This window comes from Paraburkholderia kirstenboschensis, from assembly GCF_032806925.1.
GTDB lineage: Bacteria > Pseudomonadota > Gammaproteobacteria > Burkholderiales > Burkholderiaceae > Paraburkholderia > Paraburkholderia kirstenboschensis.
On sequence record NZ_CP136513.1, the window covers coordinates 1,996,636 to 2,011,523 of the forward strand.

Annotated in this window: 13 protein-coding genes and 1 pseudogene; 8 read left to right on the forward strand and 6 right to left on the reverse strand. The window is 61.3% G+C overall.

Annotated elements, in window-relative coordinates:
- The first annotated feature begins 34 nt into the window (after positions 1-34).
- Positions 35-1,111: a glycosyltransferase family 2 protein gene (locus tag RW095_RS31530; protein ID WP_317022581.1), complete on the forward strand. Its 1,077-nt coding sequence runs from the start codon at positions 35-37 to the stop codon at positions 1,109-1,111.
- A gap of 277 nt (positions 1,112-1,388) precedes the next feature.
- A complete protein-coding gene (locus RW095_RS31535) occupies positions 1,389-2,195 on the forward strand; it encodes an FkbM family methyltransferase (protein WP_317022582.1) in 807 nt (268 codons plus the stop codon).
- A gap of 757 nt (positions 2,196-2,952) precedes the next feature.
- Here RW095_RS31535 and RW095_RS31540 read toward each other — a convergent pair.
- Both RW095_RS31540 and RW095_RS31545 read right to left on the reverse strand, forming a co-directional pair.
- Positions 2,953-3,656 (reverse strand): annotated as a pseudogene (locus tag RW095_RS31540) (chemotaxis protein CheB); the annotation flags it as partial.
- A 71-nt stretch (positions 3,657-3,727) separates the two neighbouring features.
- Positions 3,728-3,916 (reverse strand): chemotaxis protein CheB, encoded by a 189-nt coding sequence (locus RW095_RS31545; RefSeq protein WP_317022746.1) that lies wholly within the window; start codon positions 3,914-3,916, stop codon positions 3,728-3,730.
- 363 nt (positions 3,917-4,279) lie between these two features.
- Between RW095_RS31545 and RW095_RS31550 the strand changes: the two genes are divergently transcribed.
- Positions 4,280-4,699, forward strand: a complete 420-nt coding sequence (locus RW095_RS31550; protein WP_317022583.1) for an ester cyclase — start codon at positions 4,280-4,282, stop codon at positions 4,697-4,699.
- A 623-nt stretch (positions 4,700-5,322) separates the two neighbouring features.
- Here RW095_RS31550 and sodB read toward each other — a convergent pair.
- Both sodB and xseA read right to left on the reverse strand, forming a co-directional pair.
- A complete protein-coding gene (sodB, locus tag RW095_RS31555; RefSeq protein ID WP_128592567.1) occupies positions 5,323-5,901 on the reverse strand; it encodes a superoxide dismutase [Fe] in 579 nt (192 codons plus the stop codon).
- Between the two features lie 218 nt (positions 5,902-6,119).
- Complete coding sequence (gene xseA, locus RW095_RS31560) at positions 6,120-7,499, reverse strand: exodeoxyribonuclease VII large subunit (RefSeq protein ID WP_317022584.1); 1,380 nt, start codon at positions 7,497-7,499, stop codon at positions 6,120-6,122.
- Between the two features lie 547 nt (positions 7,500-8,046).
- Between xseA and lpxK the strand changes: the two genes are divergently transcribed.
- From lpxK to RW095_RS31585, 5 genes are all read left to right on the forward strand, one after another.
- On the forward strand, positions 8,047-9,063 hold the full coding sequence (lpxK, locus tag RW095_RS31565; RefSeq protein ID WP_317022585.1) for a tetraacyldisaccharide 4'-kinase: 1,017 nt from the start codon (positions 8,047-8,049) through the stop codon (positions 9,061-9,063).
- Positions 9,044-9,247 carry a Trm112 family protein gene (locus RW095_RS31570; RefSeq protein ID WP_007180583.1) on the forward strand — a complete coding sequence of 68 codons (204 nt, stop codon included), beginning with the start codon at positions 9,044-9,046 and terminating at the stop codon, positions 9,245-9,247. Before lpxK ends, RW095_RS31570 begins: the two co-directional genes overlap by 20 nt.
- A gap of 297 nt (positions 9,248-9,544) precedes the next feature.
- Positions 9,545-10,345, forward strand: coding sequence for a 3-deoxy-manno-octulosonate cytidylyltransferase (kdsB, locus tag RW095_RS31575; protein ID WP_317022591.1), 801 nt, complete (start codon positions 9,545-9,547; stop codon positions 10,343-10,345).
- A gap of 207 nt (positions 10,346-10,552) precedes the next feature.
- The gene (gene adk, locus RW095_RS31580) at positions 10,553-11,218 is read left to right on the forward strand and encodes an adenylate kinase (RefSeq protein WP_317022593.1); all 666 of its coding nucleotides are present in this window, start codon (positions 10,553-10,555) and stop codon (positions 11,216-11,218) included.
- Positions 11,219-11,390: 172 nt separating this feature from the next.
- Positions 11,391-12,149: a 3-hydroxyacyl-CoA dehydrogenase gene (locus RW095_RS31585; protein WP_317022594.1), complete on the forward strand. Its 759-nt coding sequence runs from the start codon at positions 11,391-11,393 to the stop codon at positions 12,147-12,149.
- Between the two features lie 154 nt (positions 12,150-12,303).
- On the opposite strand, the gene RW095_RS31590 is transcribed toward RW095_RS31585, so the two are convergent.
- Together RW095_RS31590 and murJ are read right to left on the reverse strand one after the other, a co-directional pair.
- The gene (locus tag RW095_RS31590; protein ID WP_128595743.1) at positions 12,304-13,146 is read right to left on the reverse strand and encodes a SirB1 family protein; all 843 of its coding nucleotides are present in this window, start codon (positions 13,144-13,146) and stop codon (positions 12,304-12,306) included.
- Positions 13,147-13,151: 5 nt separating this feature from the next.
- Positions 13,152-14,702 (reverse strand): murein biosynthesis integral membrane protein MurJ, encoded by a 1,551-nt coding sequence (gene murJ, locus RW095_RS31595; protein ID WP_317022595.1) that lies wholly within the window; start codon positions 14,700-14,702, stop codon positions 13,152-13,154.
- Positions 14,703-14,888: the final 186 nt, after the last annotated feature.

The following is a 14,888-nucleotide window of genomic DNA, read 5'->3' on the forward strand; positions in this document are numbered from 1 at the left end:
TTAATCAGCATGACCAACTTCCAGCGGTGTTGAAATGCCTCGTCATCAGTTACAGTCGACCGTCGGCGCGTCTAGCACCGAATACATGGCGGCCCAAGGCCCTGCCCGGGGGCCATCCTTCACGGATCGCACGCATGCAGACAAAGCTGTCACACCGGTAACCGATGCGCCGGCTGCGTCTGTCACTGTCGTCATGGCGAACTTCAACGGCGAACGCTGGATTGGCGAAGCCATCCGCTCGGTTCAGAGACAGAGCCTCGAAGACTGGGAACTGATCGTCGCGGACGACGCGTCGACTGACGCTAGCGTGGAAATTGTCCGCGCCTTCGCCCGTGACGACTTCCGTATCAGGCTTCTGACCGCGCGCATCAACGCGGGGCCGTCGACTGCGCGTAATCGTGCTTTGGAATGCGCACGAGGACGCTGGATCACGTTTCTGGACAGTGATGACGTCCTCGCAGAGGGACGCCTGGAGTCGCTAATGCAGCTCGCAGAGACTTCCGATCAAGGGTTCGTAGCGGACGATTTACTCATCATGGACGAGAACGGCTTGCTAACTGGACATTCGTTGCTGGGCCTCGAAGGCTTCAGAAGTTTCGATGCAGTTTCGCTGGTCAGAGCGCCACGCCTGGCGTATCTCAAGCCTATGATAAGTGCTGGACTTATGACCCAGCTCAGGTATGAAGAGCGACTTCGATCCGGCGAGGACTTCGATATGCTCTTGCGCTTATTGGTCAAGTACGATGCAAGAATAAGCGTCTATCCGCCTATGGGGTACCGCTATCGGCGCCGCAGCGGTTCACTTTCGACTGACAGGTCAGCGGATCGGCAGGCGCTACGAGGCATGCTCGACGCAAATACATGCTTCCGCGCATCGCATACACTTTCCGGCAGCTTAGCCACCGCGTGTGCGCGCCGGGATCGATCTCTTAAGGCGTCGCTTCAGTGGGTCGATGTCACTGAGGCGATCCGTGAGAAGCGTTTCGTGGCCGCCCTTAGACACGTAGTCGGTCACCCGGCAGTTCTCACCTGCGTTATGCAGTTCTTCCAGAAACGATTTTCGCGACTCATATTTCGGCACAAGCGCCGCGCTAGAACATATGGACTATGAACTGAGCGACTTGACGACGACAGACGCACACTACGTCGATTGCATGATAGCCGCAAGGTAGCCGTCGAAGTCCCGGCAGACAGGCAGCTATAGTATGACGGCAAGCAGCTTAGAAAGGCGTCTCATTTTTCAGACACGGTCGCCGCATCATGCAGACAGGACACCAAATGCAACTCCTGAGAGGTGACCTCACTCCTTCGGACAGTTTTCTGAATTTTTTTAGTGGAACGTCCGAGGCAATCATGCCTCCTCGGCAAAAACCACGCGGAGATTCGAAATGCACGACCTTGTGAAGTCCACCCTGAAGGAAATATTGCCGCCGGGGCTCGTACGATTGCTGCAGCCCAAAGATCGGTCTCTCGATGCTTGGGGAACCCCTCGTTACGGTCTGCATGGATTGAAGCTTCCCGGCGGGCAGCGCTTCGATTTCCGACCGTCAGTACCGGACCGGGCGGTGTGCAGACAGATCTTTTTTCGACGCGACTATGCAACGGACCATCTTCTCCGGGCGCAAGAGATAGTCGACTTTTATCAGGCCTGTTCGGATCCGATGATCGTCGACGCAGGAGCCAACATCGGGGCTAGCGCGGTCTGGTTTGCGCTCACGTATCCGAAGGCGAAGATTCTAGCTATCGAACCGGACGTATCGAACTTCGAACTTCTCAAGAGCAACTCGATTCCGTTCGCATCTGTAGTCCCGCTGAATGCCGCCATTGCATCGACCAGTGGTACGCTTTATCTGGACGATCCCGGGGGGGGCGCCTGGGCATATCGTACGGCTGAGCAGCCCACCGATCACTCGTACCCCGTCGAAGCGATGACGTTGGAACAGGTGATGGCGAAATCGAGCGGAACGCCATTCATCCTGAAGATTGACATCGAGGGTGCAGAGGAGGACCTCTTTTCGCGCCCCTCCGAGGACATAAACAGATTTCCGCTGGTGATCATTGAACTGCACGACTGGATGATTCCACGGAAATCGAACAGTCGGAACTTCTTGAAGTGGCATGTCGACATGCAACGTGACTTTGTATATTCAGGCGAGAACGTTTTTTCGATTTCCAATGCGATTCGAGGGGTGTGAATTGACGCCAAGTGTTGCGGGTCGTTACTGCGCTTCGCTAACCGGCACGATCGTCCCCAGCCGGCGATTCGGGTACGAAAATCCCCGAGGTCTCGACCGGAGTCCCCCTATCTGCTCAGGGCCCGGATGGCGCCATTCGAAGTCGCTTTCCGGAATTTATTCGGGCGACGGCGATTGCGCTAGGGGGTGAAATGACAAGCGCCAAGTTCGGCAAACATGAATTGCCACCGTTGCTCTAGCAGAGCTGTAGCACACGAAAATTCACTTTCAGAGCATTAGCCGACCGCTACTCAAATGGCGGAGAAGGGCTGAGATGTTTCCTTGAGTGGCTAACGCATTCGGCACCGAATGTATGCCGGTGGGCACACTCATGCCCCACTTGTCGCTCCGGCTGTCGGACCATCAGTCGTGCATGATGGGGCGGCAGACGGCTTCCAGTTGATAAGACGGTAGCGCCCCCACCCCGGACTTTTCCTTTGGGAAATTCTTTGCTCGTGTGCGCCTGGTGCGCGCATCAATCGACGACGATGACATGGACGGTGAAATGTACATCGAGCGTAATCTTTCCTGGTTCGATACGGAGGAAGAAGCGGTCGAGGTCGCACAGCAGTGGGCGTTTGAATGGATTTACAGGCGCGATGGCTGCTTTGCTCGGAGGCAGACCGGAACAACGACGACCCGAAGTACCATGTCTGCCCAAACCCAGGCCAGGTGAAACGCTGGACATACAACGCCGCGACGTTATGCAACCACACGGCTATTGCTGAACTTCCGTGCGCTCCGCTGCACTACCGTGAATGGCGGCGCCCACTGCCTTGCGCAACAGGTCAGCCAGTTTCTGGTTTTCATCGATGCGAGCCTGTTCGATCGCGACGTCCTGCTCCTGACCCGCGCGCTGCGCCCACTGCTGACGCTCACGTGCAAAGATCATCCGCTCATGTACTGCGCGGATGGCACCCCAGATGGCGTCTTCCGGGCTCTGCGTACCCGCGTCCTCAAGCGAGAGGCTAGAGAAAGCATGTCCGGTGTGGCAGCGGTAACGCAGCGGGTGTTCATCATACATTCGCCAGAGCGCGCCATTGCAACTCGGGCAGGTAAGCGCCGAGCGCTCACCGATCTCATCAAGCTCCTTTTGGGGAAACGAGCCCGCTTTCTCCAATCTGTGCTTCTTGATCAAGGTCTGGCCGGGTTGTCATCTGACTCGCCCCCTCGCGCCGCTTTGCGCCTCTGACTGCCGCGCGCAGGACCTGAGGAAGATCTTGCACCCTTGCGACTGCATCAGCGCCTGCCGCGGCAAGCGCGCTTTTGGGCATTGAAGGTGCCTCACAATCGTCGGGGTCCTGCACGACTCCCGTATCCGCCGCGCGCTCGAATTGCGGCAAGTCCAGCAGATCCATCATCCAGATCGCCGCTTAGCACGACTCCGACGACGCGTGCCCGATACTCGCGGGCGGCGGAGCGGACAGTACGATACCAATCGCCCGCCGCTCATGCGCGTCGGCGAGCGTTCTGAAAAAATGATCGATCGGCAGCTAGGGGCGACCCGACCACTCGCGTTCAATGGCGTGCAGGCAGCCGTCGGACATTTCCAGTTGCTTTCCCGGGGCAATCACGTAGATGTGATTCTTTTCGACCGGCATTGTGGCGGTTACCTGATGCACCGGCATACCGGTCGAGCGCTGGAGGATGTCGCCGACATGACTTGCATGGTCTGGCGCCAGGTGAACGGGTGTTGCGGCGGGTGGTGCAAATCATCGGTCCTTGTCGGTTTGCAGGATGGCGGCTCGTCGCGCGTTAAAAGACATTCACCAATCCACTGCCAAAGACCGTTGATGGCCGTTCGGCCAATCTATGGACCAGCCGGTTGAACGTCGGCTCCTGCCCGGATAGCTGACGGCTACCCGCGTCCGAGAACTGGCCGCTTGCGCCGTTCGACGTGCTACCCCGCGCGGCTTCAATTCGAGCCCACTAAAATTGGATTCGTCGGGTGTCTGCCGTATGCAGAAACATCAACACTGCGGCCCACCCGGGACCGGCTAGGCTCGGTCCATTTATTCCACCGACAGGCAGGAGGCCATCATTCTATGCACGAGATCAGCGGTGTTGTTCGCGAGTTTGTTGAGGAGGTCCTGAACCAGGGGCGGATCGATGCCGCCGACCGGCTTGTCTGGGATGACATGGTCGAGCACGTCCCCTTCCCCGGCCAAGGTCCCGGTCTCCAAGGTCTCAAGGATGTCCTGCGAGGGATGCGGGCCGCGTTCCCGGACATGCACTGGCACATCGAGGAACAGCTCACCGAGGGTGACCGCGTGCTGACCCGCTTCGTGTGGACAGGCACTCACCGGGGAGAGTTCCTCAGCGTGCCTGCTACGGGGCAGTTGGTAAGGGTGTGGGGCATGGTCATCGACCGCATTCAGGACGGCAGGATTAAGGAAACCCGCATCATCATGGACATGCTCGGACTGATGATACAACTCGGCGCGGTTCTCCCACCGGGCCAATGAAACCGAGATAGACGAGCACGCGCCGGCCGGCACACTGGCACCGATGACCGCAGGTATCCTGGAAGCTGTCGTCTAGGGGGCGGGTGCGAATGACGGGAGTGGGTCCGACAAGCGACGGTCGCGATCTTATCCCGACCCGATCGTTATCCGCGGGCGGCCGGGGCACCGCCACGCCTAGTCGCCCCAGACATGACGGGAAGCGGCTGATCGTGATCCTACGCACCATAAAAAACATGCTTTCCGGGCAGTTCAGTCCCCCCACATTCGAGGCCAGCGAACTACGCGGTAGCCAGCGTATTCTGTTTCCCGGCAGCATCAAGTTTCATCGACGTATCAATTGCCCTTTGGTTTGTGGATATCCATCGAGTCCCGAAACGCAGTGGGGCAAACCTCGGCAATGGCCCAGATTCGCGGGCACGAGCTTTCACTGCGAACGCTTCCCGGCGCATCAACTTAGAAGCTACGTCAGTTCTGGCGCCCCAAACGCAGATGGCCCCAGTTTTCGCAAACTGGGGCCATCTGCCGGAAGACTTGTCACAGCTATATTGTTGCCGAGTCCGCCTGTTGTCACAACTTTACTGTTTCTGTCACGGCTTTATTACGACCGAACACTCACTGTCGACTCACGCGAAGTTCTTCGACGCGAATTCCCAGTTGACGATGTTCCAGTAAGCTTCAACAAACTTCGGACGTGCGTTGCGGTAGTCGATGTAGTACGCGTGTTCCCACACGTCGATCGTGATCAGCGCTTTAGCGTCCGTGGTCAGCGGCGTAGCTGCGTTGCTCGTCGACACGAGGTCGAGCGAACCGTCCGCCTTCTTGACGAGCCATGCCCAGCCGGAGCCGAACGTGCCGATAGCGGTCTTCGCGAACTCTTCCTTGAATTTGTCGAACGAGCCCCACTTGGCGTTGATCGCGTCGGCCAGCGCGCCGGTCGGAGCGCCGCCACCTTGCGGCGACAGGCTGTTCCAGAAGAACGTGTGATTCCACACTTGAGCCGAGTTATTGAACACGCCACCCGACGACTTCTTCACGATTTCTTCGAGCGACAGGTTCTCGAACTCCGTGCCCTTGATCAGATTATTCAGGTTGGTCACATAGGTCTGGTGGTGCTTGCCATAGTGAAACTCGAGCGTCTCTTCCGACATGTGCGGAGCGAGTGCGTTTTTCGCGAACGGCAGCGGCGGGAGCGTATGTTCCATGGTGCTTTCCTTCAGTCTGTATCTGTTGTGGGGAGTCTGCGGATAACGCTTCAGAGCACTCGATTGTAGGCGACTTGGAATAACCCCGCAAACAAACGGCCTTTATGTCCGGCATCGGCGAATTGCCCGCAACACCGCGTAATTACTGCTCGCGTTCGACCTGAACGCGCTGCACAGAACAGTCAAAAGTACGCGCGCCGCACCATGTCAGCGCAATGTCAGAAACCGTCCGCAAGACGCTGTTGCACATCGGCGAGCGCGACATCAGCCGCGCCTTCCGCGAGATGCACGGTCAGGCGGCGGCCAGGTTTCAACGACGACGGCGCACGCACCGCGCGACCGGATTGCGCATCGAGCACCGCCGCATAGCCACGCTCCAGCGTGCGCTGCGGACTCAGCACTTCGAGCCGTGCCGCCAGCGTCGCGATACGGGCGACCTGACGCTCATGTTGGCGCAACAACGCGGCGTCGAGCCGTTGCGTGAGATTGTCGAGTTTCGCCTGATGCGCGGCGAGGTCGGGACGCCAGCGCTGCCAACGCATGTGCAGCAGCGAAAAACGCGCTCGAGCGTCACGCACTGGCCGCGCACCGGCCGACGAGAGCCGCGCGCTCAACTGCTGCAGGTGCATGCGTTGCCGCGCAAGACGCTCGGCCGGCGACACGAGCCGGCGCGCGAGCCAGTCGAGTTGCTGGGCGCGCCGCTCCATCATCCGGCCGAAGCCGCGAGCGAGCGCGGCGTGCCGATGATCGAGTTCGCGCAACAACAGCACGCGTTGCGGGCTTACCAGTTCGGCAGCACCTGTGGGTGTCGGCGCCCGCATATCGGCGGCGAAATCAGCAATCGTGAAATCGGTCTCGTGACCGACGCCGCTCACCACCGGAATCGCGCTCTCTGCAATCGCGCGGGCCAGCACTTCTTCGTTGAAGGCCCACAGATCTTCAATCGAACCGCCGCCACGGCATACGATCAACACGTCCACTTCGCGCCGCGCGCTGGCCGCATCGACCATCGCCGCCAGCTTCGCGCTCGCGCCCACACCTTGCACTGGCGCCGGGTAGACGATCACCGGAATGTGCGGCGCGCGGCGCAACAGCGTTGTAAGGACATCACGCAGCGCCGCCGCCTGCAACGAGGTGACAATGCCGATTGCTCGCGGATGCGACGGCAGCGCGCGCTTGCGTTCCGCGGCAAAGAGTCCCTCGGCCTCCAGTTGCGCCTTGAGCCGCAGAAATGCTTCGTAAAGACGCCCCTGACCGGTCCGCCGCACCGCTTCCACGTTGAGCTGCAACTCGCCTCGCGGCTCGTACATCGTGACGAGCGCTCGCACCTCGATACGGTCGCCCTCCTTTGGCGTGAACTCCGCGTACTGCGCGCGGCCGCGGAACATCACGCAGCGCATTTGCGCCTGCGCATCCTTGATAGAAAAGTACCAATGACCGCTCGCGGCGCGCGTGAAGTTCGACACTTCTCCCGCGACCCACACGAGCGGAAACGAGCGTTCGAGCATGCTGCCGATCGCTCGGTTTAAAGCGGAAACCGGAACGACGACTTCGCCGCCGGGCATCGTCGGCGAATTAAAAGGACTATCGGAATTCATGCGAGGGACCTGTAGGACTGGCCGGACAGACGATAGACCGAGCGGCCATCGGCGTCCAGCGGGCCGCGCAAATTGTCAAAAGTGTCCACATGTCGGGACTTATCAGGGCCGATGCGGTCAACGGGGCCGCAGCGCTACGGAAAACCGAACCATCCCGTTGATTTATATGAATTTTACTGATGGGCAATGAGAATGATTGCCGATGCGAAGCGCTTGCAACGGCCCTCGCGGCCCGTCGGCGGGCCAGTTCTCCACAAAGTTATCCACAAGCCGCAAACGGCTGGCGAAACGAAACCCGGGCATAGACGCAATGCCCGCGACTTGCGGGCCAGGACGCGTGCGCGCTAGAGTGGCGGGTTCGACAGCACAGCAAAGCCGCGCGGCGCCTGAGTATGGTTTCGGCCCGCTTGCGCCTTTTCGTGCTCCACACTTCGATCGTCCGGAGAATCGCGTTCATGTCTGTCCCGCGTATTGCCCCTGGCGCCTTCACGCCGCTGCACGTGTACCGACTCGCGAGCGGTGCACCGCTCGCTTACCCGGTTTGCCGATGAGCGGAATTCTCGATCGTCTGGAAACGCGCGTTGCCCGCGAGTGGCAACACCGCGGACCGCTCGCATGGTCGCTGACGCCTCTTGCCTGCGTGTTCGGCGCAGTCGCCGCGATGCGCCGCGCCGCATTCTCGCTCGGCTGGTTGAAGTCGGTGCGCGTGGGCGTGCCTGTGGTGGTGGTAGGCAACGTGACCATCGGCGGCACGGGCAAGACGCCGACCGTGATCGCGCTGGTCGAAGCGTTGCGCGGCGCCGGCTTCAATCCTGGCGTCGTGTCGCGCGGTTACGGCGCGCGCGTGAAGACGCCGACGCCGGTGACGCCCGCATCGGCGGCAAGTGTCGGCGGCGACGAACCGCTGCTGATCTCCCGCCGCACTGGCGCGCCGGTCTGGGTGTGCCCGAACCGCGTCGCGGCTGCGCAGGCACTGTGCGCGGCGCACCGGGACGTCGACGTGATTGTCAGCGACGACGGCCTTCAGCACTACCGGCTCGCACGCGACGCCGAACTGGTCGTTTTCGATCACCGGCTCGGCGGCAACGGTTTTCTTCTGCCGGCAGGTCCGCTGCGTGAGCCGCTCTCCCGTCATCGCGACGCCACGCTGATCAACGACCCGTACGCAAAAACGCTGCCTGCGTGGCCGAACACATTCGCATTGCAACTTGCACCCGCCGACGCGTGGCATCTCGAGAATCCCGCGCTGCGCCGTCCGCTCGCGCAGTTCAGCGGCGAGCGGGTGCTGGCCGCCGCGGGCATCGGTGCGCCCGAACGTTTTTTCGCCACGCTGCGCGCCGCGGGCCTCGCGCCCGAGACTCGCGCGCTGCCGGATCACTATGCTTTCGAGCGCAATCCTTTTACCGAGGCTGACGCCGATGCCATCCTGATAACCGAAAAGGATGCGGTAAAATTAGGGTCCTGGCGCGACGCGCGCATCTGGGTTGTTCCGGTGGAAGCCGCGCTCGATCATCGCCTCATTGCATTAGTTGTGGAGAAAGTCCGTGGACGCTCGCCTGCTTGAAATTCTCGTCTGCCCCATCTGCAAGGGCCCGCTCAGCTACGACCGTGCCGCGCAGGAACTGATCTGCAACGCCGACAAGCTCGCGTATCCGATCCGCGACGGCATTCCGGTCATGCTGGTCGACGAGGCGCGGCAGACTGTCGAAGGCACGCCGGTCGACCTGAATCCGGGTTCGGTCGCCTAACGCAGGTCAGGCTGGCGACGGGCGTATCACGCAAACCGCATTCGGGTACCGCCAGGCAGCGCGTCGGCGGCAACCGCTTCGTAAGCGTGGATGCCTGGTGCGCTGGCTTCTGTGCCGGTTGCGTTGTTGATCTGCCGCCGGCGATGGTGGCTACGCGTTATTGGCCCTGCCCTTGCGTTGGTCCTGGCGTTCATCTTCTTCGTTAGCCAGGTTGCCGGCCCCGATGTCTCCCGATTGCTGGCTCACTCCCACTGCCTCCCTGCTCCCGTCCTCCTCACCCTCCCGCGCATCTCTCCGATGAATCACACGAACCCCGCCACGCCCCCGTTCATTGCCGTCGTGCCCGCGCGTCTGGCGTCGAGCCGATTGCCCAACAAGCCCCTCGCCGATATCGGTGGAAAGCCGATGGTGGTGCGGGTCGCCGAGCGCGCACGCGAGTCGGGCGCGCAGCAGGTGTTGATCGCGTCGGACGCGCAGTCCGTGCTCGACGCGGCCCGCGAGCATGGGTTCGAAGCCGTGTTGACGCGCGCCGACCATCCGTCGGGCACGGACCGCCTTGCCGAGGTCGCGTCGCAATTTGGCTGGAGCGACGAGACGATCGTCGTCAATGTGCAAGGCGATGAACCGCTGATCGATCCGGCTCTCGTGTGCGGCGTCGCGTCGCACCTCGCGGCAAGAAACGACTGCGCGATCGCCACTGCCGCGCATCCGATCGTCGACCCTGCGGAGATTTTCAATCCTAACGTGGTCAAGGTCGTGCTCGATGCGCGCGGCGTGGCGCTCTACTTCTCGCGCGCGCCGATTCCATGGGCGCGCGACGCTTATCAGCCGCACTGGCCCGACGTCGCGTCGATGCCCGTGCCGCCCGCGCCGGCGGTGGTTCATCGGCACATCGGGCTGTATGCGTATCGCGCCAAGTTCCTGCGCACGTATCCCGATCTCGCGATCTCTCCTATCGAACAGGTCGAAGCGCTCGAGCAATTGCGTGCAATGTGGCACGGCGAGCGTATCGCGGTCCTGATCACGCCCGAGGTGCCGCTTCCGGGCGTAGACACGCCCGCGGATCTGGCGCGCGTGCGGGCTTTATTCGGGTCTTGAGCGCAAAAACCCATGGCATAATCGGACGCTTGTGCGCGCCTCCCGTTATTCACGAGAGCCTGGGTTTGCCCGGTCGCGCCGTGTGTGTTTCTTGCAGCGCCGTCGTCGACGTGCAGCGCGAGACCAGACGGTAGCCGACGCGGGTCCCTCGCCCCTCGTGGGATGGCTGCAGCGCCCCAAAGAATTCACATAGATCTGGAGATACACATGCGTTTGATCCTTTTGGGTGCGCCCGGCGCGGGTAAAGGCACTCAGGCAAACTTCATCAAGGAAAAATTCGGCATTCCGCAAATTTCCACCGGTGACATGCTGCGCGCGGCCGTCAAGGCCGGCACCCCGCTCGGCCTGGAAGCAAAGCGCTTCATGGACGCAGGCGAACTCGTCACAGACGAACTGATCATCAACCTGGTGAAAGAGCGTCTCCAACAGCCGGACTGCGCGAACGGCTATCTGTTCGACGGCTTTCCGCGCACCATTCCGCAAGCTGAGGCGATGAAGCAGGCAGGCGTCGCGATCGACTACGTGCTGGAAATCGACGTGCCGTTCGACGAGATCATCGCGCGTATGAGCGGCCGCCGCTCGCACGCAGCATCGGGCCGTACGTATCACGTCAAGTTCAACCCGCCAAAGGTCGAAGGAATCGACGACGTAACCGGCGAGCCGCTGATCCAGCGCGAGGACGACAAGGAAGAAACGGTCAAGAAGCGTTTGCAAGTGTATGAAGCGCAGACCAAGCCGTTGATCGACTATTACAACGGCTGGGCGAAAAACGGCGACCCAACGACGCCGCTGCAAGCGCCGCAATACCGTCGCATATCGGGCCTGGGCACGGTCGAGGAAATTCGCGACCGCGTGTTCGACGCGTTGAAGTAATCGGCCTCGTAGTATTCGCTGGCAAAGAAAGCCCGCCCTGTTCCGGCGGGTTTTTTATTGCGTTTCGGCACGGACGTTTTTATTCGATCTTCGGCCATGGCGTTGTGGGATTATCAATAATCGAAAGCCGATTCGATCTGACTTACTTACCGTATCAAGCAAAGGAGGAAACATGGAGATTCGTGACAACGTATTCCTGATCACCGGCGGCGCATCCGGTCTTGGAGCCGCCACCGCGCGCCTTCTCGCGGAGAACGGCGGCAAGGTCGTGCTGGCAGACCTCAACCAGGATGCCGGCGAGGCGCTTGCCAAAGAACTCGGCGGCATCTTCGTCAAATGCGACGTGAGCCGCGAAGACGACGCGACGCAAGCGGTTGCGGCCGCAACGAAGCTCGGCACGCTGCGCGGCCTCGTCAATTGCGCGGGCGTTGCGCCCGCTGTCAAAACGGTCGGCAAAGATGGCCCGCATCCGCTCGACTCGTTCATGCGCACGATCTCGATCAACCTGATCGGCACGTTCAACATGATCCGGCTCGCGGCTACGGCCATGTCGAAGAACGAGCCGAACGCGAACGGCGAGCGCGGCGTGATCATCAATACGGCCTCGGTCGCCGCATACGACGGTCAGATCGGTCAGGCGGCTTACGCGGCGTCGAAGGGCGGCGTGGTCGGCATGACATTGCCTATCGCACGCGACCTGTCGCGCAATGCGATCCGCGTCATGACGATCGCGCCGGGCATCTTCGAAACGCCGATGCTGCTCGGCATGCCGCAAGAGGTGCAGGACGCGCTCGGTGCAATGGTGCCGTTCCCGCCGCGCCTCGGAAAGCCGGCGGAATACGCAATGCTCGCCAAGCAGATTTTCGATAATCCGATGCTCAATGGCGAAGTGATCCGTCTTGACGGCGCCATTCGGATGCAGCCGAAGTAGTAACCGTCTGCGCCGGACGTCGCTTCGCGGCGGCGTACGCAGCGTCGCAAATTCCGGCGGCAACAACGAAAAACGCCTGCACATGAAGCATATGCAGGCGTTCTCTTTTTGAAGCGCTCGCGAGCGCCGTTCGCTATTTGCTCGCTGCTATCCGCTAGTCGCGATCGTTATGTTGAGTGCGCTGACGCAGTTCCTGCAACTGCGACTCGACGACCGTCGCGTCTTCGGCGTCCGGGCGCTCGCCCAGATAACGCTCGAGGTCTTCGAGCGCCGGGCGCAGATAGTCGAGGCGCGCATACGCGAAGCCGCGGTCGCGGATCTCTTCGATACTGTCGGGCAGGAGTATCGCGAGGCGCTGCTGGACGGCAAGCAGGCGCTGCCAGCGTTCCGTCTGCAGATACGTGGACTTCAGATTGCGCAACATACGCGCGATGATTTCGCGCCGCGTGGCCGGCTGCAGCAGCATGCGCAGCGCCCTGCTCACCGATTCGCCGGCTGAAGCGACATACGGCTCCAGCATGTCGACCATTTCCGACTCCGACAGCGAATGTCCGCTGGTCGGATCGAGCATCACGTCGCCGTCAGGCGTGGTTACGCGCAACAGGAAGTGTCCGGGAAACGACACGCCGCGTGCCGGAATGCCAACCTGCTCCGCCATCTCCAGATACAAAACGGCGAGCGAAATCGGAATGCCTCGGCGACGCTTGAGCACCGCGTTCAGATGGCTGTTGTCCGGGTCGTAATAGTCGTTCAGATTGCTAGCGAATCCGAGTTCGCGGAAGAAAAACCGATTCAGAACGCCGACCTTCTGACGGATGTCGGCGTCGTCCGGCATGCGCCGCTGCAGGCGCACCACCAGTTCGTCGATCTCGGCCAGCGTGCCTTGCAAATCGAGGTCGGGGTAAGCATCCTGCGCGAGCGAGAGCGCCGCCTCTGTCAGCGGCAAGCTTTCGTCTTCGGCGACGAGCGTGCTGAAATAGTCGAGAACCCGCGTCATCGTAATCACTTCACTCGCCTTTTGAAATACGCGTATTTGAAGCCCATCAGCCAAAGCATACCGAAATATAGCGCTGCAAACAGCACGAGGCAGGCGCCCAGCAGCGCAATACGGTCGACCGGCCGGTCATGCATGCCGATCCAATCGAAGCTCTGGGCGAGCCAATGCATCAGGCCGGCGAGCACAAGGCACGCGCCGAGCAACTGCACGAAAAACTTGAGCCACCCGCTCGACGGCATATAGATACCGCGCTTGCGCAATCCGAGAAACAACAGGAGCGCATTGCCGCAAGCCCCGAGCCCGACGCTCAGCGTGAGCCCTGCATGCGCGAAGATCGGCACGAACACATAGTTGCTCAACTGCGTGAGGACCAGCACGCCGATGCCGATTTTCACCGGCGTCTTGATGTCCTGCTTCGCGTAAAAGCCCGGCGCGAGAATCTTGATCAGAATCAGACCGATCAGGCCAACGCCGTAAGCGGCGAGCGCACGCCCCACCATGACGACCGAGTTGCCGTCGAACTTGCCGTAGTGAAAGAGCGTGGCCGTCAACGGCTCGGCGAAGAAGAAGAGCGCGACGGCGCTCGGCGCGGCCAGCAGGAACGTGACGCGCAGTCCCCAGTCGAGCAGCGACGAATATTCGTGAGGGTCGGCGTCGACATGCGCCTTCGAAAGACTCGGCAGCAGGATCGTCCCGAGCGCCACGCCGAGCAGCGCGGTCGGGAATTCCATCAGCCGGTCGGCGTAATTGATCCACGACACGGCGCCCGGGCCGATGCGCGACGCGATGTTCGTGTTAATGATGAGGCTGATTTGCGCGACGGACACGGCGAACATCGCCGGCACCATCTTCGAAAGCACGCGCTTCACGCCGCGATGCGCGAGCGCGCGAACCGGATTCAGGCCGATGCGCGGCACCATGTCGATCTTCTTCAGACCGGGCAGCTGCACGAGGAACTGCAACAGACCGCCCGCGATTACGGCCCACGCGAGCGCATAGACCGGCGTGTGCATTCGCGGCGCGACGAACACAGCGGCGACGATGAACGCGACGTTGAGCAAAACCGGCGCGAACGCGGGCAGCGAAAAGTTCTTGTACGTGTTCAGGACGCTCGACGCGAGAGACGTGAGCGAAATGAAGATGATGTACGGGAACATGATGCGGGTCATCGTGACCGCGAGCGCGTAGGCCTGGCCTTCGTGGGCGAGACCCGAGGCAACCACGAACACCACGCCCGATGCGCCCAGAACGCCGATCAGCGACAGCACCGCGAGCGCCCAGGCGAGCACCGTCGAAGTCGCGTCGACGAGCGCCTTGGTGGCGTCGTGCCCCTGCTGGTTCTTGAACTCAGCGAGGATCGGAACGAAGGCCTGCGAGAATGCGCCTTCGGCGGAAATGCGGCGCAGCAGATTTGGAATACGGAAGGCGACGTAAAACGCGTCGGTGTATTGACTGGCGCCGAACGCGCGGGCGATCAGCGTTTCGCGGGCCAGTCCGGTCACGCGCGACAGCAGCGTGAAGCCGCTGACCGTCAGCAGGGCTCGGAATAGATTCATGGGGCGCTTATTATAAGGGTGCCGCAGATGCGGACGACGAGCCGGAAGCGATTCGGACCGATTTACCTGGCAGACGTTCGCGGCGCGGCAGCGAATTGCCGCACTTTTTGTTGCGTCGCGCACGGGCGGCCGCAAATGACGTGGGTATGTGGACAGCGTTGGGGCTTTCGGGTCACGAGGTGCCCG